Source organism: Coleofasciculus chthonoplastes PCC 7420, from assembly GCF_000155555.1.
Lineage (GTDB): Bacteria > Cyanobacteriota > Cyanobacteriia > Cyanobacteriales > Coleofasciculaceae > Coleofasciculus > Coleofasciculus chthonoplastes_A.
In genome coordinates, this window is sequence record NZ_DS989862.1 from 98,507 (window position 1) to 117,700 (window position 19,194).

At 45.2% G+C, this 19,194-nt stretch carries 18 protein-coding genes; 8 read left to right on the top strand and 10 right to left on the bottom strand.

All coding sequences use genetic code 11. From position 1 onward, the window contains the following. Nucleotides 1-63: 63 nt before the first annotated feature. Nucleotides 64-1,263, bottom strand: coding sequence for a site-2 protease family protein (locus tag MC7420_RS25855; protein WP_044209798.1), 1,200 nt, complete (start codon nucleotides 1,261-1,263; stop codon nucleotides 64-66). Between the two features lie 142 nt (nucleotides 1,264-1,405). Further along, on the bottom strand, nucleotides 1,406-1,684 hold the full coding sequence (psaK, locus tag MC7420_RS25860; RefSeq protein WP_006104148.1) for a photosystem I reaction center subunit PsaK: 279 nt from the start codon (nucleotides 1,682-1,684) through the stop codon (nucleotides 1,406-1,408). 124 nt (nucleotides 1,685-1,808) lie between these two features. Between psaK and MC7420_RS25865 the strand changes: the two genes are divergently transcribed. Then, a complete protein-coding gene (locus tag MC7420_RS25865) occupies nucleotides 1,809-2,438 on the top strand; it encodes a phosphoribosylanthranilate isomerase (protein WP_044209741.1) in 630 nt (209 codons plus the stop codon). Here MC7420_RS25865 and MC7420_RS25870 read toward each other — a convergent pair. Continuing rightward, complete coding sequence (locus MC7420_RS25870) at nucleotides 2,430-3,128, bottom strand: pirin family protein (protein ID WP_006104128.1); 699 nt, start codon at nucleotides 3,126-3,128, stop codon at nucleotides 2,430-2,432. The two genes, MC7420_RS25865 and MC7420_RS25870, sit on opposite strands and share 9 nt — an antisense overlap. A gap of 285 nt (nucleotides 3,129-3,413) precedes the next feature. On the opposite strand from MC7420_RS25870, the gene MC7420_RS25875 reads away from it, so the two are divergent. Then, on the top strand, nucleotides 3,414-3,755 hold the full coding sequence (locus MC7420_RS25875; protein WP_006104150.1) for a winged helix-turn-helix transcriptional regulator: 342 nt from the start codon (nucleotides 3,414-3,416) through the stop codon (nucleotides 3,753-3,755). Nucleotides 3,756-3,938: 183 nt separating this feature from the next. On the opposite strand, the gene MC7420_RS25880 is transcribed toward MC7420_RS25875, so the two are convergent. After that, nucleotides 3,939-4,733: a DUF4388 domain-containing protein gene (locus MC7420_RS25880; RefSeq protein WP_006104161.1), complete on the bottom strand. Its 795-nt coding sequence runs from the start codon at nucleotides 4,731-4,733 to the stop codon at nucleotides 3,939-3,941. Between the two features lie 145 nt (nucleotides 4,734-4,878). Here MC7420_RS25880 and MC7420_RS25885 point away from each other — a divergent pair, with 145 nt between their 5' ends. Then, nucleotides 4,879-6,720 carry an AAA-like domain-containing protein gene (locus MC7420_RS25885; RefSeq protein WP_006104098.1) on the top strand — a complete coding sequence of 614 codons (1,842 nt, stop codon included), beginning with the start codon at nucleotides 4,879-4,881 and terminating at the stop codon, nucleotides 6,718-6,720. A 79-nt stretch (nucleotides 6,721-6,799) separates the two neighbouring features. On the opposite strand, the gene MC7420_RS25890 is transcribed toward MC7420_RS25885, so the two are convergent. After that, nucleotides 6,800-7,303, bottom strand: coding sequence for a hypothetical protein (locus MC7420_RS25890; protein ID WP_006104200.1), 504 nt, complete (start codon nucleotides 7,301-7,303; stop codon nucleotides 6,800-6,802). 885 nt (nucleotides 7,304-8,188) lie between these two features. On the opposite strand from MC7420_RS25890, the gene map reads away from it, so the two are divergent. Then, the gene (map, locus tag MC7420_RS25895) at nucleotides 8,189-8,977 is read left to right on the top strand and encodes a type I methionyl aminopeptidase (protein ID WP_006104147.1); all 789 of its coding nucleotides are present in this window, start codon (nucleotides 8,189-8,191) and stop codon (nucleotides 8,975-8,977) included. Nucleotides 8,978-9,199: 222 nt separating this feature from the next. Here map and MC7420_RS25900 read toward each other — a convergent pair whose 3' ends face one another. Beyond that, nucleotides 9,200-9,733 (bottom strand): YraN family protein, encoded by a 534-nt coding sequence (locus MC7420_RS25900; RefSeq protein ID WP_006104097.1) that lies wholly within the window; start codon nucleotides 9,731-9,733, stop codon nucleotides 9,200-9,202. Nucleotides 9,734-9,962: 229 nt separating this feature from the next. Here MC7420_RS25900 and MC7420_RS25905 point away from each other — a divergent pair, with 229 nt between their 5' ends. Continuing rightward, complete coding sequence (locus MC7420_RS25905; protein ID WP_006104186.1) at nucleotides 9,963-10,460, top strand: pentapeptide repeat-containing protein; 498 nt, start codon at nucleotides 9,963-9,965, stop codon at nucleotides 10,458-10,460. Nucleotides 10,461-10,727: 267 nt separating this feature from the next. Here MC7420_RS25905 and dnaG read toward each other — a convergent pair whose 3' ends face one another. Next, on the bottom strand, nucleotides 10,728-12,695 hold the full coding sequence (dnaG, locus tag MC7420_RS25910) for a DNA primase (protein WP_006104187.1): 1,968 nt from the start codon (nucleotides 12,693-12,695) through the stop codon (nucleotides 10,728-10,730). 143 nt (nucleotides 12,696-12,838) lie between these two features. On the opposite strand from dnaG, the gene MC7420_RS25915 reads away from it, so the two are divergent. The 3 genes from MC7420_RS25915 to MC7420_RS25925 all read left to right on the top strand — a co-directional run bounded on the left by MC7420_RS25915 (nucleotide 12,839) and on the right by MC7420_RS25925 (nucleotide 15,094). Next, nucleotides 12,839-13,435 carry a CAP domain-containing protein gene (locus tag MC7420_RS25915; protein WP_006104117.1) on the top strand — a complete coding sequence of 199 codons (597 nt, stop codon included), beginning with the start codon at nucleotides 12,839-12,841 and terminating at the stop codon, nucleotides 13,433-13,435. A 325-nt stretch (nucleotides 13,436-13,760) separates the two neighbouring features. After that, nucleotides 13,761-14,078: a hypothetical protein gene (locus MC7420_RS25920; protein WP_044209748.1), complete on the top strand. Its 318-nt coding sequence runs from the start codon at nucleotides 13,761-13,763 to the stop codon at nucleotides 14,076-14,078. Nucleotides 14,079-14,362: 284 nt separating this feature from the next. Then, the gene (locus tag MC7420_RS25925) at nucleotides 14,363-15,094 is read left to right on the top strand and encodes an HAD family hydrolase (protein WP_006104174.1); all 732 of its coding nucleotides are present in this window, start codon (nucleotides 14,363-14,365) and stop codon (nucleotides 15,092-15,094) included. Nucleotides 15,095-15,307: 213 nt separating this feature from the next. On the opposite strand, the gene MC7420_RS25930 is transcribed toward MC7420_RS25925, so the two are convergent. The 3 genes from MC7420_RS25930 to MC7420_RS25940 form a co-directional block, all read right to left on the bottom strand. Further along, nucleotides 15,308-16,003 carry a potassium channel family protein gene (locus MC7420_RS25930; protein WP_006104163.1) on the bottom strand — a complete coding sequence of 232 codons (696 nt, stop codon included), beginning with the start codon at nucleotides 16,001-16,003 and terminating at the stop codon, nucleotides 15,308-15,310. Nucleotides 16,004-16,064: 61 nt separating this feature from the next. Beyond that, a complete protein-coding gene (locus MC7420_RS25935) occupies nucleotides 16,065-17,399 on the bottom strand; it encodes a TrkH family potassium uptake protein (RefSeq protein WP_006104095.1) in 1,335 nt (444 codons plus the stop codon). Between the two features lie 174 nt (nucleotides 17,400-17,573). After that, on the bottom strand, nucleotides 17,574-19,160 hold the full coding sequence (locus MC7420_RS25940) for a hypothetical protein (RefSeq protein WP_006104210.1): 1,587 nt from the start codon (nucleotides 19,158-19,160) through the stop codon (nucleotides 17,574-17,576). Nucleotides 19,161-19,194: the final 34 nt, after the last annotated feature.

The window sequence follows — 19,194 nt, forward strand, 5'->3', positions numbered from 1 at the left end:
TCCCCCAGCTCCCCCAGCTCCCCCAGCTTCCGAAGCTGCTCAAGTATTTCCAAGGGCGATGCACTAGGACGTTGTAGCTTTAGCGATCGCAGACAACTTTAACCAGGATGGATAACTCCCCTCTGCCTTAATCTGCTGGATTTGCTCCTGGGAAATCGGTAAATTGAGACGCCCTGCTACCGCCTGGACAATATCGCCTCGGTCAATAACCCCCGCGATCGCGCCTGCGGGAGAAAGTACGGTTAGATGCTTTAGCTGACAAGTTTCCAGAGTATTAATTACGTCTATTAACGGAGTTTTCTCCTCAACTGTGGCAATTTCCGATAACGGGTGAACCAGACTCTCCAGGGACTCCATTTCCCAGCGACTGCGTTCGATTGTTTGTAAATCTTGAATCTTAACTAAACCGCGATAACGTCCCTCCGACGCGGCATAATACGGCTTATTCGTCTGAATATCTGCCAGAATGTACTCATCCGCAAAAGACCGTAAGCTCATGGTGGCATCCAGGACACGAAAATCGCGGGTCATGGCGTCGGAAGCTTGAAGCTGAAGTAAGGCTTCTTGTAAGATGGTCAGGCGATCATAAGCATTGGCATTGCGATACACAAAAGAGCCGATCAACGCCAACCACAGGATTGTCCATACTCCAGTTAACAAAGTCAGTCCTACGGATACCGCGATCGCTAAAGAGCCAATCACTTTACCCCCCTGTGCTGCCCAACGTACCCCTTGCAAGCGATTCCCCGTCAGCTTCCAGATTGCCGCTTTGAGAACTTGTCCACCATCGAGGGGTAATCCAGGGATTAAATTAAACAGGGTTAATACAAGATTAATCCGTGCCAGATCCGCCGCCACCACATATCCCAGATTGTCCGTAGGCAGTACCTGAGTTAACCCATAGAATAGACCAAACAGGCAGAGGCTAACCCCAGGACCTGCGATCGCGACTTGGAACGCATCACCGGGAGTCTGAGATTCACGGTCAATCGACGCCACGCCGCCAAAGATAAACAGAGTAATCGAATTGACTTTAATTCCCTGCGATCGCGCCACTAAACTATGCCCTAGTTCATGCAATAACACCGAAGCAAACAATAATAGCGCCATCACCAACCCCAGACTCCAGGCGGAAATTGACTGAAAACTCGGATCGAAATTCCCCGCCTTGAGTAAGGTCACCAAGGCTAAGATAAAAAACCACGACGGGTCAATAAAGAAAGGTATTCCGAATAATGAGCCAATTCGCCAATTTGACTGTATCAAGGTTTTTGCTTCCTATGACGTTTACCTGGACTAGGGGTAATTGACAGTATTCGTATTCTACGATATCAGCTTTTAGATCCCCAGCTTCTTCAAGAAGTCGGGGATCTCAGAAGGGAAGAAGGGATCTCGAAATCCCGACTTAGAGTGCCCCGGCGTTACTCAGTCCCAAGATCACACCAGCGCCAACCAGGTGTCCCAAGCTAGCCGTTGCCAACAGTTCGGTCACACCGAAACGCTTGAAAATGGCGGGTTTTGGCAGGGGTAAATCCGGTCCCACACCCGGATTTTGAATCGCGTAGTACCCTGCAACCAGTACCACCAAGTTGCAGATAATCATCACTAGCCCCACAGTGGGAGTCCAGCTAGGGGTTGAGGGTACAAACGATTGCACCGCCGCGAATAAGGTTGTGTTAAGCATTGTATATTCTCCTGGTCTTGATAAACAGATACAAGTGAAAAAATAATAAAGAATTATCGGGATAAAATTCATAAAATGTTGTAATATTTAACAATTTAACGAAAAAACAAGAATGGGGCTATCGATGCGGGTTAAAATTTGTGGCATTACCAAACCAGAACAAGGACAAGCGATCGCGCAAAAGGGTGCAACCGCCCTGGGATTCGTATGTGTAGCAGCTTCCCCCCGGTACGTCACCCCCAATCAAATCGGATTGATCCTAGACTCATTGACGATATCGATGGATACTATCGGCGTATTTGCCAACGCTTCCGTTGAAGACATCTGCGCCACGGTTACCCAAGCCAAATTGAACGGCATTCAACTTCATGGAAATGAATCCCCCGAATTTTGCAGCCAATTGCGGCAATTTCTGCCTGAGATTGAATTGATCAAAGCCTTGAGGGTGAAAACGCCGGAAGATTTACAGGTAGCCGATCGCTATGTCAGTTGTGTCGATACCTTGTTACTCGATGCTTATCATCCCCAAATGCTAGGGGGTACGGGTAAGACACTCGACTGGGAAAAGCTAGCTGAATTTAATCCCCCTTTGCCGTGGTTTCTGGCTGGCGGCTTAACCCCAGAGAACATTGGCGAAGCGTTGAAACGATTGCACCCCAATGGGATTGATCTATCCAGTGGCGTTGAGCGATCGCCGGGGGATAAAGATTTGGATAAAGTGGCTTTACTATTCCAACAGTTCAGATTATGCTAAATCGAAGAGTAAAATTTCAGTATCGGTTGTCGCCGCTATTGTCACATCCGTTTCCTCACTCAAAGCTGCACCATCACCTGACTCTAAGGCTAACCCGTTCACCGTAATCGTACCTCGCGCTACCTGTAGCCAGCCATAGCGTTGAGGTGGGAAAGAATGAGTGATGCGATCGCGCTTTGTCAAGACGGCTGCATATACGTTTACATCTTGATGAATCGTCAGGGAGTTTTCTCTGCCATCACCTGAAGCAATTAAATGGAATTGTCCGGGATTCTTGGCGATGCCAAAGTTATGCTGTTCATAGCTAGGATGATGTCCATTTTTATCGGGCAAAATCCAAATCTGTAATAAGTGAACGGGTTCAGTTTGTGAATGATTAAATTCACTATGACGAATCCCTGTTCCCGCACTCATCCGTTGTACATCACCGGGATAAATCACAGAACCATTCCCCATACTATCTTTATGTTCTAGCGCTCCATCTAAAACATAAGTAATAATTTCCATGTCCCGATGTCCGTGAGTACCAAATCCTGCACCCGGATTAACCCGATCCTGATTAATCACCCGCAGGGTACGAAATCCCATCGCATTTGCATCGTAATAGTTAGCAAATGAAAAGGTATGATAGGTATCTAACCAACCATGATTAGCATGTCCTCGTTCTTGAGATTTGCGAAGTTTAATCATTTGTCATTCGTCCTTTGTCCTTTGTTATCCCTATAACCATCGGACTGGGTTAGGTATTCACAGGAAGCATCCCAACAAAATATAGGGCTAAAGCCCTTACTACGAACCCAAGCTAATCTATCAAATTAGGTGTGCCACGCCGCCATCGTGTGTTAGCGTAGCGTAACGCACCTTAACCAATATATATGGTGTGGCTGCGTAAGTCCTGATAGTTCAACTATAAAACCCATACCACTATTATGGGAAGTATGCACTTTAAAGTAAGCTAGTTACCAAAACGATACTATGGCAACCAAACGCGCCGAGAGTGAACGCGCCAATTGTCCGGTAGAACGTACATTAGAGGTTATTGGCGGTCGATGGAAAGTCTTAATTCTGCGGGAATTATTTGCAGAGGTGAAGCGTTTTGGTCAGTTACATCGGGCTTTACATGGTATTACCCAGAAAATGCTAACTCAACAGTTACGAGAACTGGAAGCGGATGGTATTGTTCATCGGGAGGTTTATCTGCAAGTTCCGCCAAAGGTTGAGTATTCTTTAACACCATTAGGTGAGAGTCTTCAACCGATTCTTGAAGCGATGCATGAATGGGGGATAAAACATTTGGATTGGGATGATCAAAAATAAAATATAGCCGGAAAATAAATTTCCGCGTCAAAGCTAAAGTAGTTTAATTCAATTGAATATCACCTAGATTAGCTTAAGCCTTGAACTCAAGTTCTGGCTAAAAGCTAAAACCCGTTAAAACGGGTTCAAAGATTTAATCAAGGCGAGCGTTTATAGCGCTAAAGCGCTTACTACGAGCGGGGCTTAAGGAATGGCTTCAGCTAACCCCATGCTAATCAACCTAAAGGCAATGTGTTGAACCTGTTCTACCGGAAACTTGAGATTTTGGGCAATGGTATGAAGGGATACAGCGTCTTTACTATACTGCCAAATTTGCCATTCTAATGTATCTAGTCGATAGGAAGGATAACCCGCAATTTTACGGAGTAAATTCTGATTTGGATCTGGTAATTTAGCCGCCAAATTATCCCAATGGGCTAAAACGCGCAATCCCATTAAGGTGGCTTCTGTCGCCGGAATACTTAACCCGGTCATTTCTTGAGTAGGAATTACCGCCAGGGAATCAAATCGAAAAGAACCATCTTGCAGTTGAAAAAGCACAGACAATTGCTGCAACAGTTGAATTTGAAACAGTTGTTCTAAGTTTAAGCGAGTTAAAACACCTTGTTGTTTTAAACAGACGCCTAATGGCTGATTGACTGGACAACACCATTGAACCAGTTTTGATAACACGCGATCGCTCACTAATTTACATTTGCTAATCAATGAGATTAAACCTTGTCCATCTTGGCGATTCGCCGCCGCGATAATGTGACCTTGTTTTACCCATAAGTAGTAAGTTCCGGTAGCTGGCGGCAAAGCACGAACTGTCAACAGTCCCGTTCTTTTGCCCTTTTCAATTAACTGAAAAATCTCTGGTAATGATACGTCGCTTAAAGTACCGATAATGCCCATCATTGTAATCACTAAGGCATTTGCCCTATCAACTTGTTTCTTGCAGTTTGCCCTTACTCCCCAAATAATACAATGCAAGATCACAAGTTAGGTTCACAACTTAACGACTGACTCTATGATGCGGCGTAACAGTCGGCGACTTCAGATCAAGCGTTCACCGTTTTTTCACAGTTTTAGTTTAGAATGAACAGTTTGAACAAATTTGACCCTTAAGCGACTCTTAACCTAAATGTCACCAAAATATCAGCCTCCCAAACGTCAACGGGGAGTTATTCTTTCCGTTCAAGGTTGGCAACGCCTAAAAGCCGCGCAGCGCAAGTCAGCCTTTCAAGATAATGGGGGAAAACCCTACACCCTGGAACAATTAAGCGAACGTACCCATTTAAGTCCAAACACCCTGATCAAGGTACGACGGCGGATCATACCTGTCGATCGCAAAACGTTGATGTCCTATTTCAGCGCCTTTGATCTGACGCTTAATCCTAATGATTATACCAAAGCAGACAGCAAATTATCTGATTATGAGCAAGTTCCACTCAAAAGTCCAGTACCTCTCAATTCTTCCTTTTATATCGAACGTCTACCCATTGAATCCCTGTGTCACGAAACTCTTATAAAACCAGGAAGTTCCATCCAAATTGTTGCCCCCAAGCAAATGGGTAAAACCTCTCTGATGACGCGAATCTTGCAGCAGGCTAGGGCGGAAGGCTTTTATACAATCCTTTTAAACCTGCAACTGGCAGAGTCTTCGATAGTCTGTGATTTAAATCGATTCCTGCAATGGTTCTGTGCGGTAGTGACACGGGGCTTAGATTTACCGCATCAAGTGCCAACCTATTGGGATGATATCTATGGCGGAAATGCTAACAGTACGTATTATTTTGAAACTTATCTCTTACCGAAACTTGATAATCCTTTGGTTTTAGCCTTAGACAACGCTGATCTACTGTTGAACTATCCAGAGATTGCTCAAGAATTTTTTAGGTTACTGCAAAGCTGGGGTGAAAAATCTAGCTATGGGGATAGGTGTAGCCAGATGTGGCAAAACTTGCGCCTCGTGATTGTGAATTCAACTGAAATTTACGCCATGTCTGGGGTAAATTCCATTGAGTTTACAGCAGAATTATCGATTCAGTTACCTGAATTAACCGGGGAACAAGTCCAAGATTTAGTGATTCGCCATGGATTCAATTGGCAACCGCAACAGGTCAAGCAATTGTATCAGTTTTTAGGGGGTCATCCTTCTCTGATTCAGCTAACTTTAAATGCGATTAAAACAGAAAATATTTCCATTGATCAATTCTTAGCAACCGTTACCGCAGAAGCAGACATTTATCGGGAGCATTTGCACCAATGCTTATGGCATCTCCACCAGGATTCAGGACTAATGAATGCTTTGATTCAAGTGGTCAATTCATCAACGCCTGTAGAATTTGAGCCAATTCTTACCCGTCGCTTGCAGAATCTGGGACTGGTGCAGGTAGATCAAGGCAAGGTTAGGCTGCGGTGTCAATTGTATCACCAATATTTTCGCGATCGCCTAAAACCCCTAAGCTTAAAGTTCCCCCCCGAAACACGCCAAGCTAGCATGGTAGTGATTGAGGGCGTCAACTTAACCGCTAACCTGCTGGCTCATCCGGAATCGACGTTTAATCAACTTTATAAAGACCTGCAATTGTTTGTCCAGCTTGCTCAAGAATTTGACGGGAAAATTATCAAATCTATTGACCAAGGAATGTTAATTGTGTTTCCCAGTGCCCTACAGGCGGTTAACTTTGCCCAAGAGATTCAATTAACACTTCAATCCGCCGTTCAACGGGACTCAAATTCAGAACTCTGTTATCGGATTGGCATTCACTGGGAAGATGTTATTTTTTGTTACACGGGCGTGAGTGGACCCGGCGTCAAAATTGCCCACCATCTTACCGCAGAAGCCCCTCCTGGCGGTATTTGTATATCTCATAGCGTTTATGAGGCGATCGCGAACCATTTACCCCAGCCACCGCAACCGATGGGACAGTGGCAATTTGAGGACAGTGAACAACCAATTGTCCTTTACCAACTAAAATAAGCATTTTGGTAGCGCCAAAACCCTTGATATACCGTAGGGTGGGCATTGCCCACCAGCCTTAATATTACTGTTCATTGAGTCAAACCCCTACGGGTTTCCTCGTCTGGGGTTTCTGTTGAGTCGGTGACATTCGCGATCGACGAACTATACCAATTGTTTTTGGCAAAACTCCAACTAACTGAGCAATCACGTCATCAGAGAGTTCATCAATAAGCTGGGCGTCGAAATATTTATAGAGTAAACTCAATAAGATTTTGGCACGGTGTAGTGGCACATAAGTGATCATGGCATGTTGGGTAAACAAGATCCAGCGCTGCCGTAATTGATACGCTTTCTGGCGTTCGTACCGCGATTCAGGATACACTAACGAAAGCGTACCAAGGGGAACAACCCGCGTACAATCCGCATCAAAAATCCCACCAACAGCAGCACCAGAACCCGCCAGTTCTGCATGATGACGGTGCATTATGATTAATGCATTACCACGAGTACTATTCACCCTGAGGAGTTGTCCTGTCTGTAACTGACTCAGGATTTCAGTGGGTTGAATAATGGGTTTGCGGATTAGGGCTAGCTCTGTCATGACACCTCACAAAAACCGGGTTATTATCTCTGATGATTAGGGGTAGATAGTTAAGGAATAATATTTTGTTGAAATTGTAACGCTGTTAACCAGAGCAGACATTGAACCTACTCGATTTTGCCTCCAAAGCGACAAATTACACTTTAGAAATTAATTGGCATTTAATCTTTATTCAACAGATATAGTAGTAGACTGTTGATGTTACTAAGCGCCTGTGGATTTAAACGACCTACCCAGATTTGAGTAAAGGGATACAGAGAACAGGCAATAGTTAATTTAAATGTATCTTAGCCGAGCATTCCCCCACACTATCAGAGAAAATGACTTCAAAAACACTGTAATTTTAGATCAGGATTAATGGTAAATGACGAGAAATTACTGATAGTAGTATTGAGAATAAAATTAACTTTTTCATAAAGCTAATTTGGCTTAGTTTGAGCGTTCTCCGATATTTACCCAGATTGTCATTTTGATTGATTTGAATGAGTATAACGACCTATTTATTATTTTAAGCCACACTTCACTAAAGAATTGGGAAATTTCTGAATTCTCATGTAAAGAGTTGATGAAGAAGGCAGGAGGGGAGCAGGAGGGGAGCAGGGGAAGCAGGGGGAGCAGGGGGAGCAGGGGAAGCAGGGGGAGCAGGGGAAGCAGGGGAAGCAGGGGGAGCAGGGGAGACAAAATTTCTATAACCCATTAACCTATTGCATATTCCACACCGAGCGAAGTCGAGGTGTTGCCTATTGCCTATTGCCGAGCGCGTAGCGCTATAACCAATAACGAAATTCAACAGCAGTGGGGAAGAGGCAAGAGTTCGCAGTAAAGTTAAGAAAGACTCACATAGATACACCCTCGTTGATTAGGGAAATAACCGCATAAATAGTCATGGCACCAGAAAGAATCGTTCTCCTATCGAGCCGAGAAATCGAGAAAATGCGTCAAGCTGGACGTTTAGCCGCCAAGCTCCTGGATCACCTTGAACCCATGATTCAGCCAGGAGTCAGTACCTTGGAACTCAATGATGAAGCCGAGCGCTGGACTCAGGAACATGGAGCAAAAAGCGCTCCCCTCGGTTATCATGACTTTCCTAAGTCAATTTGTACCAGTATTAATGAAGTCGTCTGTCACGGTATCCCCAATGCTAAACAAATTCTGCAAGATGGGGACATTATCAATATTGATGTAACCCCGATTGTGGATGGATTTCATGGGGATACGTCTCGAACCTTCTTTGTCGGTACACCTTCACCCACCGCCAAAAAACTGGTTGAAGTCACCTACGAATGTATGATGCGGGGAATCGCCGCCGTGAAACCCGGAAACCGCATTGGTGATATTGGGGCGGCTATTCAGGAATACGCGGAAGCTAATGGTTTTTCTGTGGTGCGGGATTTTGTCGGACACGGAGTTAATCGAATCTTTCATACGGCTCCCCAGGTGCCTCACTATGGTACTCGCGGTAAAGGAAAGCGTCTGCGTTCCGGGATGGTGTTCACCATTGAACCTATGATTAATGAAGGGACGTGGGAAGTGGAAATTCTGGCTGATAAATGGACAGCGCTGACAAAGGATCGTAAGCTTTCGGCTCAGTTTGAGCATACTATAGCAGTTACGTCAGATGGGGTAGAGATTCTAACCTTACCCGAACCGATGACAACGATGAAATCGGCGTGATGCATGGGGATGGGGGAATTTTTCCTACTCCCTAATCACCAATTACCTCTTCCTTAATTACCAGATGAGGGAGTTAACTCAAAACTCGGTCAGGGCGAGTTATAAATCATTAGTGTCAATTTCAGCTCAAACATCTTCAATCGCTTGATTTTACCCCTCCCTAACCCTCCCCTTGACAAGGGGAGGGAACTCGAAGTTCGCGGCAATAAAACCTGCCCTCCGTCAAAAGAAAGCGGATTCGATATAGTCTTGTAAAATAAGCTCATATCCTTCAAGAATGAATGGTTCACCAAATTGAGGGGCTGAAGTCGGCAATACATTCCTAGTATTAACAGGGCGTGAGTTTTTACAGATACGGTGGTAGCGAACAAGGGCGACATCAAACCGACAAGGAAGATCACTTAAATCGGGATTTTCTGCTAAAAATAGTTCGGCTGTTCGCCAAATTTTGGCTTGCTTAGAGGATGTAATCGCCAATTGACCATCGGCATCCCAATTCCCTCGACTGCGAGTTTTCACCTCGACAAAGCCTAAGATAGGTGACTCCGCGTTGGCTGGCAAGGGGGTAGGGAGATGAAATTGGGGGTTTATATCCCGATTGGAGACGGGATTTTCCTTTACCTCTCCATCCCGATAGGCAATCAGGTCGATTTCTCCCCAGCGACAGTGCCATCGGTGATGTAAAATAGTCCAACCTTGGGCTTGTAACCAGGTGGCAACGAGCTGTTCTCCTAGTTGTCCTTTTGCATTTGTCATTTGTTTATGTCATACTCGCTATCGCGAGAAGCAAGCTACGTCATTCGTCATTCGTCATTCGTCATACCAAGTTGCAGTCTAAGGTAGAATCTGTCATGCTGAGTGGAGTCCGGAGCGAAGCGGAGGAACGAAACGAAGCATCTGTAGAACCCTTCACGACCTTTGAGAACAGGCTCCAAGTCCGCCTCCTTATATAATTGGTCAGAAACATCTACAGATTTCACCAATTATGTTCAGATTCATTTTAGTTGGAATAGCTAGCTTCTTAATTTTTATCGCTAGCCCTTTTACCCTAGCGATGCTTCACGCTGCCCCGGCTTTGGCTGTGGATTATAACAAAGAATATTTGGTTAATTCAGATTTTTCCGATCGCGTGCTGACTGATGCCAGTTTTAACCAGGCTGATTTGCGAGAAAGTAATTTTAGCCATGCGGAGTTGCAGGGGGTTAGTTTTTTTGGGGCAAATCTGAAATTGGCGAATTTTGAGGGAGCAAACCTCAGCTACTCAACGTTAGATAAAGCGCGTTTGAATGGTGCTAATTTGAAAAATGCTGTGCTTGAAGGAGCCTATGCTTTCAATGCTCAGTTTGATGGTGCGACAATTGAAGGGGCTGATTTTACCGATGCTTTTCTTGATCCCAAAGCTGAAGAAAAATTGTGTCAAATGGCTACAGGTACAAACCCCACCACAGGTCGCCAAACTCGCGATACTTTATTCTGTTTTTAACTGTTAAGACTAGAGCTTAGCATTATATAGCAATCCTAAATAGGATGCAACAAGCGAAAAGCTCGAAAGCCAGGTATAGCAAGGGTTTCATTTTTGAAAATTGCCACAACCTAAATAGGATTGCTATAGCACTACGCACTCTAGTTAGGACATATCAAGAAAAATTAAAATCGCTTTGACCCTGGCTTCCCCAGCTTCCCCAGCTCCCCCAGCTTCCCCAGCTTCCCCAGCTCCACCCACAACCACAACTCATTCAGCAGATCCTAACTATATGGGGGCAAATTGATGGATGTCTAAGATATTAGTTTGACGCATTTTCTGTAACTCTTGCAAGCGTTTATAGGCTTCCCGAATTCCTTGAGAATAGTATTCCTTAAGTTTCGGGTCAGTAGCAAAATTTAGCTTTTGCCATTGTTCTATACAATATCGCTTGTGTTTGTTCCACGTCACGACTTCTAAACAAGCAGCGGCGGTACGAATGGCTAAGGGAGTGCGAGTAAGATCTTGACTACGCTTTTCATTTAAGTGGAATAAATGTTCCACCAGAACCATTTCCTCTGGAAACTGGATACTGCGGTCTTGTAATAGGGAAATTAGCTTTTCAGGGTGCTGTAATAGGATAGATTGCGCGACAGATTGCACGTCTAAGATTTGCTGCCACAAAAATCGGTGAGGAGAAAGACTAAACAACAAATCCTTGGCATCTAAGATGTCGATGATCGTCTGGCGATATTCGGGACGATGCAGATAAATTCGTAAGAGTAAGGCTTCCGCTTCTTCGAGTAGACTGTGTTCTTGACTAATGGATAAGTCAATCGAAATGGGTAAGTTTTGCTGCTTTAGATTAGACTTGTCATCTTTTTTGATTGGAGTGATGCGTAATGTATTCAGTTGCGTCTGTAACGCTTGGACGAGTCGAGGAATCATTTGGCTTTCTCCTAGACTCAGCTTTTCGGCACAGTAGTTGATGTAATAACTTTGCTGGTTAACGTCCTCTAATTTGTACAGCAATTTGACGATTTTCTGAGCAACTTGTTTAAATTGGGGGGCTTGCTTGAGATCTTTTCCAATTATGAGTTGATCAATCTGCCAATGTAACCATAAGGGCGCGTTTTGGAGTAGCTGTTGGTATTGTTCTGCACCATCGGGGGTATGGGTGAGGAATTCGTCGGCGTCTTTACCATCAGGGAGGTTGAGTATCCGCAGTTGTACTTGTCCTTTGTAGGCTAAGTCGGCAATTTCTCCGATCGCGCGTTCGGCGGCTATGGTTCCGGCTTTGTCGGCGTCAAAGTTGAGGATGATTTGGTTGGATTCGGTGTAACGCAGCAGTAGGCGCATTTGATCCAAACTTAAGGCTGTACCCAAGGAAGCGACGACGTTGTGAATCCCTACCCGATGCAGCGCGATCGCATCAAAATAGCCTTCCACCACTACAGCCTGATCCTGATCCGCGATCGCGTTGTAGGCTTTGTCTAAGGCATATAAGGTTTTCCCTTTATTAAATAGCGGCGTTTCGGGAGAATTAAGATATTTGGGAAGTTCATCCCCTAATGCTCTCCCACCAAACCCAATCACTCGCCCTTGACGATCATGAATCGGAATCATGATGCGATCGCGAAACCGATCATAATAGCCGTCTCCTGATTTGCGTGGCAAAATTAATCCCGCATCTTTAACCAGTTGTACGGGTTTGCCTTTTTGCTCCACCAGATAACGGTACAGCGTTTCCCACGTCGCTGGTGCATAGCCTACCTGAAACTGTTGTAGGGTTTCCTCACCCAGATGTCGCTGAGATTGCAAATACTCCAGCGCCTGCTGTCCTTGGGGTTGTCGGAGTGCGTGCTGATAAAATGAGGCGGCGAGTGCCAAAATCTCATACAGTTGCTCCTGTAAGGATAGCTGACGCTGTAATTCCTGACGTTGTTCAGGTTCCAGGGTTTTCACTCGGATTTGATAGCGCCGAGCTAAGTCCAGAACCACCTCGCTGAAGGACTGTTTTCCCGCTTCCATGAGGAATTTAATCGCAGTTCCACCCGTACCGCAGCCGAAGCAGTAGTACATTTGTTTGTTGGGACTGACGGTAAAACTGGGTGTCTTTTCGCCATGGAAGGGACACAAGCCCACATAGTCTTTACCCCGCTTTCGCAGCACAACTTGCTCCGAGACGATATCAACAATGTCTACTCGTTCTTTGACTTGGGCGATGGTGTCTGGGTGCAGCCGAGGAATTTGCACAGCGTTAGTCCTGAGAAATTGGTAATGGGCGAGTACATATCAAGGTTCTGGGCGACAGCAGGGATAGGGTAGCTTCCGTGAGCCGTTTTTCCAGAACCCAATACGTCTATTGTAATTATGTGATATCCCACACCCAAGGATCAATGATGAATTCAGCCCGGACAATTATTCTCTCGCCATTGGAATTGAGGGTGATTGAGGAAATGAATAAAGTGCGAACAACGCCCAGGTCTTATCTTCCGCTTTTAAACAACTGGAAACAGCGCTTTTCGGGGAACCAGGTTAAACTTTCTCAACAGGTATTTTTACGCACCATTGAAGGTGTCAATGCGGTTGATGAGGCGATTGATTTTATCCAATCCACTCGTCCCTTATCGCCGTTAAAACTATCTCTAGGGATGTCGCAAGCGGCGAAGGATCATGTTCGCGATCAAGGAGAAACGGGAAATATTGGGCATATTGGTCGCGATCGCAGCACTCCGTTTATCCGTCTGAATCGGTATGGGCGTTGGCAGATCACGGCGGGTGAAAATATTACCTATGGTGTGGCGCGGGCGGATGACATGATCATGCAATTAATTATCGATGATGGGGTGCGCGATCGCGGGCATCGAAACAATATTTTTAATTCCGCTTTTCAAGTTGCGGGTGTAGCCTTTGGCTATCATATTCAGTATCGAAATATGTGTGTGATTACTTATGCTGGGGGGTACAAGACAGCCGCAGGCAGAAGGGAGTAAGCAAGGCAACAGGCAACAGGCAACAGGCAACAGTAAAGGTTTGAGGGCGATTTGTAAAACTTAATACAGTACCGTTTTCTTTTGTCCGACTACTTAAAAGGGCGCACGTCTGTGCGCCCCTACTGTAAATGCATGACCTCTGATTTTGTAACAAATTCTATATGTTTTACTCTCTTGAATGTTTCAATTTTTTAAAAGTGTTATTCGTTTAAGAAGGGTTCGCCTATACTAAAAAGCGATCAAAAGGTAAAATTTTGTCAGCGCCATGAGCAAAATTACCTATTTGTTAGTTAGCAAACTGCGTTAATAAAGGAAACCTATCATAATGTCACAGAAAATTTATCCCCAAGACACAACCCCATTCAATGACTCCTTGTGTGATTTAAATTTGCTGGGCTTGTGGGCAGCAAGTGGCAGTGAGTGGAGTACGATTATTAGAGAAGACTGCTCAATTACCGTCAATCAGTCTGTTGAGGAAGGAACATCGAACGCCAAAGCCACTACACTATTATTAGTAGGATTTGTGGGATTTTTTACCTTATTAGGTACAGCAATTTTAACGCCAACCTCCTCAATGTCTCCAGCCGTCCAAGTGAATCAAGAAACACCTGCGACAGGCTTAAACAGTTTCATGTTCTATTAAATATTTGGGAAGACTCTTTGCTTGGCTCAAGAGTCCTGGTTTGTAGGGGCTGGTTTAGGGATTTTCTTGTCACTATTGATGGTAACGTTTGTACAAAACCCGCCCTGACTACAGCTCCGCCTGTTTTCCCAAGGGCGGGTTTAGTCACGTTATTGGTTTGTGGCAAAATGTTATCGGTAAAACCCGCCCCTACACCTGTACCCCCTGCACTCCTGTACGAATCATCAGCAACATGGGAAGATAATCTCTGATAGCTGATATGCCGTGTTCTAGGAGTGTAACCCTTGGTAACTATTCGCTGTCGGGAGATGACATTCCCGAATATAGAAGCGATCATTTTTGATAAAGATGGGACGTTAGAAGATTCACAAGCCTTTTTGCGAGAATTGGCGCATAAGCGATCGCGCTTGATTGATGCTCAAATTCCTGGTGTGGGTGAACCCTTGCTGATGGCGTTTGGGATTCAGGATGATAGCCTTGATCCGACGGGATTGATGGCGGTGGGTAGCCGTCGGGAAAGTGAAATTGCAGCAGCGGCTTATATTGCGGAAACGGGGCGAGGTTGGTTAGAATCTCTGGAAATTGCCCGTAATGCCTTTGTCGAAGCAGAGCGATATCTCAAGGATGCTGCGGGAACTTCACCGTTATTTGCCGGGAGTTTAGATATCCTCAAATCCTTGTCTGAAGCGGGTTTAAAATTGGGAATTCTGTCGGCGGCTTCCACAGCAGGAGTGCAGGCTTTTGTGAAACGTCACCAGTTAGAACCTTATATTCAATTACAACAAGGAGTTGATACAGACCTTAGTAAACCTGATCCAGCGTTATTTCTGCAAGCCTGTGAACGTTTAGGCGTTTCTGCGAGTGCAACGCTGATGGTGGGAGATTCAGCCGGAGACATGGCGATGGCAAGTCGTGCGGGTGCGGCGGGTTGTATTGGAATTAGCTGGGGAACATCAATTCATTTCCCGGATGCAGATGTCGCGATCGCACAATTGGATGAAATTCAAGTTGTATGAATTATTAATGATGAAAGATAGGGGAATCGGGGCGGGTTTAGTCACATTTAGGTGGAATGTCACTGACTTAAGCTGGGTTCGTAGTAGGCACTTTAGTGCCAGAAGCGCTAAAGCGCTTACTACAAACTCTTGGCATTCCATTTAGGTGAGAGAAGAAAGGATAATAGTGAAACCCGCCCCTACAGTACCTGTTCCCTGTTCCCTGTTCCCTGCTTAAATAGGCAAACGCTCAATATCTCGATTGGAACCAATTACCACCATCGCAAACCCTTTAAACAGGCGAGTTGTAGGGGCGGGATTAATCTCAAACTGATCATCTTGACCAACTGCCAACAAGTTTAAGCCATAGCGATTCCGCAGTTGCAGTTCCATCACAGTTTTGCCATTAAACTCTTCAGGAACCGATATCTCGACAATACTGTGATTCGGGTCTAACTCAAACCGATCTAAAATAGAAGGCTGAGTCAGCGATCGCGCCAAAGCACAACCCGCTTCATATTCCGGATAAACCACCCGATCCGCACCAACCCGTTCTAACAATTTACCATGAACTTCTGAAGACGCTTTAGCCACCACATATTGGACACCCGCTTCCTTAATATTGAGCGTGGTAATAATACTTTCCTGTAAATAGTTGCCAATCGCAATAATCACCGTATCAAACTCAAAAATTCCCGCCTCTTTCAAGGCTTTGGGATCGGTGGAGTCGAGTTGAATCGCATGGGCGGCGATTTGGTCGGTCAAGACTTGAGTAACCAGTTTTTCATTAATATCCGTTCCTAAGACTTCGTGTCCCAGATGGTGTAGGGATGAGCAAACGCCTCGTCCAAACCGCCCTAAACCAATGACAGCAAATTGCTTATCTTCGCGATGCAGCTTCCGCCAGAACCCTACAGATGACCAACTCACACCCTTATCCTTTCCTCAATGAAATATTATTAATCATAACCCTATACCCATTAGATTAGCATTATCCTACCAGTAGATTTTCTTCCGGATAACGAATGTGGCTAGGACGCGGATCGCCGAGAAGGGTTGCCATAAATGCGATAATTCCCACCCGTCCGATAAACATGGTTGCCACTAAAATAAGTTTTCCCAACGCCGAGAGACTGGCGGTAATGCCTGTTGAAAGTCCCACGGTGGCGAAAGCCGATACCACTTCAAAGAGGAGTTGAATAAACGGAACCTGGGGATCGGTAATCGCAATTAAAATGGTCGAAATAATTACGGTGGTGACAGAACCAACCAGAACCGCCGTGGCTTTTAAGATTAGGTTGAGCGGAACCTGACGTTGGTAAAGATAAACTTCCTCTTTTCCTTGTAAAATCGCCTTCGTACAATTCGCTAACACCCGAAACGTTGTCGTTTTCATACCACCCCCGGTTCCGCCGGGACTTGCACCGATAAACATGAAGGCAATCGTCATAAATAAACCCGCTGCTGTCATTTTACCGATATCAATGGTGTTAAATCCTGCTGTTCTAGTTGTCACCGACTGAAACCAGGCGTTTAAGAGTTTATCCCGGAAGCTCAAATTTCCTAAAATGTTGGCGTTATTGACTTCGACAAAGAAGAAGGCAATTGTGCCTAAGATTAACAGGAATAGTGTTGTACTGGTTACCACTTTGAAGTTAAGCGAAAACGTGAGTTTTTCGTGTTTATACTGAAAGCGATCGCGTAACCAGAGATACAATTCAAAAATGACGGGTTGACCAATTCCACCCAAGACAATCAGTCCTGAAATAATCATAATTAACCCAATAGAGGACTGATAGCCCATTAAACTATCGGAAAACAAACTAAATCCGGCATTATTCCAAGCGCTAACACTGTGAAAAAGAGCTAACCACAAGCCTTGATTCCAGCCTTGATCTGGAACAAAGACGAGTAACAACAAGAAAAATCCGGTTAATTCAAAAATCAATGCTGTGGCAATAATTGAGCGAATAACAAACGAACTTTTTTCTAAGCCGGGACGATCAAACGCTTGTTGAATGGCTATTTTATGGCGCAAGTTAAACTTCCGACGCACTAAGAGTAACATAAAGGTCGTGGTTGTCATATAGCCTAACCCGCCAAGCTGGAATAAGGCAAGGACAAAAAACTGACCGACACCGGAAAAATAACTGCCCGTATCGACGACAGCTAAACCCGTGACACAGACAGCCGAGGTGGCGGTAAATAAGGCGGTAATTGGATCAGTCCATGTTCCATCTTGAGTAGAGAACGGTAGAATTAACAGAAATGTGCCTACGGTAATCATGGCTAAGAATCCGAGGCAAATCGTGCGCGGGATAGTCATAAGTCGTCATTCGTCATTTGTTATTTGGTCGGGCGGGTTTTGCAGCCAAGCTAGGGATAACATTCAATATTAATCCCTAAACCCGCCCCTACACACAGACGCTTCTTGCACCACGTCTGGAACATGACTCACCCATCCCCCCATCTCCTCCACTACCTTGAACCTAACTTAATATCATGCATTGTCCTTAGTAAAAAATTGTCGCATCCATTGCCAAGCTTTAATCGTTACCTCCTCCAGCAAAAGCATACCCACATCCAACCATTCTAGGATTTGTTCTAAGGGATGTTTAACATATCCTGTGGAAATTGCCTCCGTTTCAATCCAGTCGGGCGTCTTGACAACTGTTTCAGGTTTTAAGTTATTTTCTAATGTCGAAAGTCCTGAAATTTGTAATGCTATATTTGGTGTGAACGTGGGGTTTGGACACCCAAATAAATCATCCCAGTTTAACCATGGATCAGGTTCAGTTGTATACGTGAATTCTGCCCCAGGAAGGGTGACGAAACTTGTTGAGTTAGCGAATCGTTGATTAATGTCCTCGGTGGGGTTAACTGAGGTTGTGTCTTGGTGATGGAATGGGTTAGAACTACGCTGACCAAAAAAGTAGTCGATCGCGGCGTAAATTAATCCCATCAGCCAAAAGGAGTGAGATGCTGATGTCTGGGTTGGATCAGTTGACTGTCGAGGGGTGATGAAGGAGGTTTGGAAGGTTTGCAGTAAACTGTGGCTGCGGTGACGGAGTGCGATCGCAACGTGATTAGATGTCTGTAACGGGTGCAATTCCCACTGGGCGATGGTGTCATCGATCGCGGCTAAGGTTACCCCTGGTGTCAATCGTTCCCACCAGGAAGAGGCAAGGTTTTGGGTAATTTCGGCATCAGATGCGGGTTCTGAGAATGCTGAATCCCTGACAGGGACTAAACTAGACTCACCGAAGAGATTAATCGCGATCGCAACCGGACTGGTTTGCACCCATGCCATGAGTTGCCAGAATAGTCTAAAGGGGAGAAACAGAGAGGGTTTAGCCAAGTGACTCAGTTGGCGTTGCACCCTGAAAGCCTTTAAATTATCAGTTAAACGCCACTGACGATAAAGGGTAGCCAATTCCCAGCTTATTCTCGCCGCCAGTTTTTGTTGTTGTTCTGGGGTGAGGATATCCAAAATTTCATTAGTGATGGAAACCAGAACTAGGGTTCGGGTGGGGAGGAGGGTGGCTACACCTTGAATCTCTACCCGTGAGGATGAGGAGATATTTAGATTAGGAGTATCTGTTATTTGATTTGGTTCTATTCCAATAAGCCTTGGCGAATCAAATTCGCAGCTAGACAAACCAAGTCCGCCTTCGCGGACTAGCGGAACCAGGATTGGGGAACCCGCGAAGGCGGGTTTCGTTTGTGTAGCTGCGGTTTTAACCGCCCTATTGAGAATGGTGCAAGATGTGAATTGTAAGGTTTCGACTTCCTTGAGAACCCGTTGAATCGGCGTATCAACAGCAGGCGGTGGTTCTGGCGGTTGGGATTGGGTCAAGGCTTTTAATCGAATCCATCCCGCTTTTGCCTCTGCCGAAAGTTGCCGCCCAGCCGTGAGACTGGCTTGAACCACCATATATATAGGATAGAGGAGAATCTGCGTTCCCCAAACAGCCGCGACTTTCAAATGTCGGATTGCCCGTTCACCGCGATCGATGAATCGGCGAGAATGATGATTGATAAGATTGAACAATCGGCTGCGGTAGCCACCTGGGGTAGAAGCAGACATGGTGATGCAAGCAGAAGCAGCGATGACTTATTTA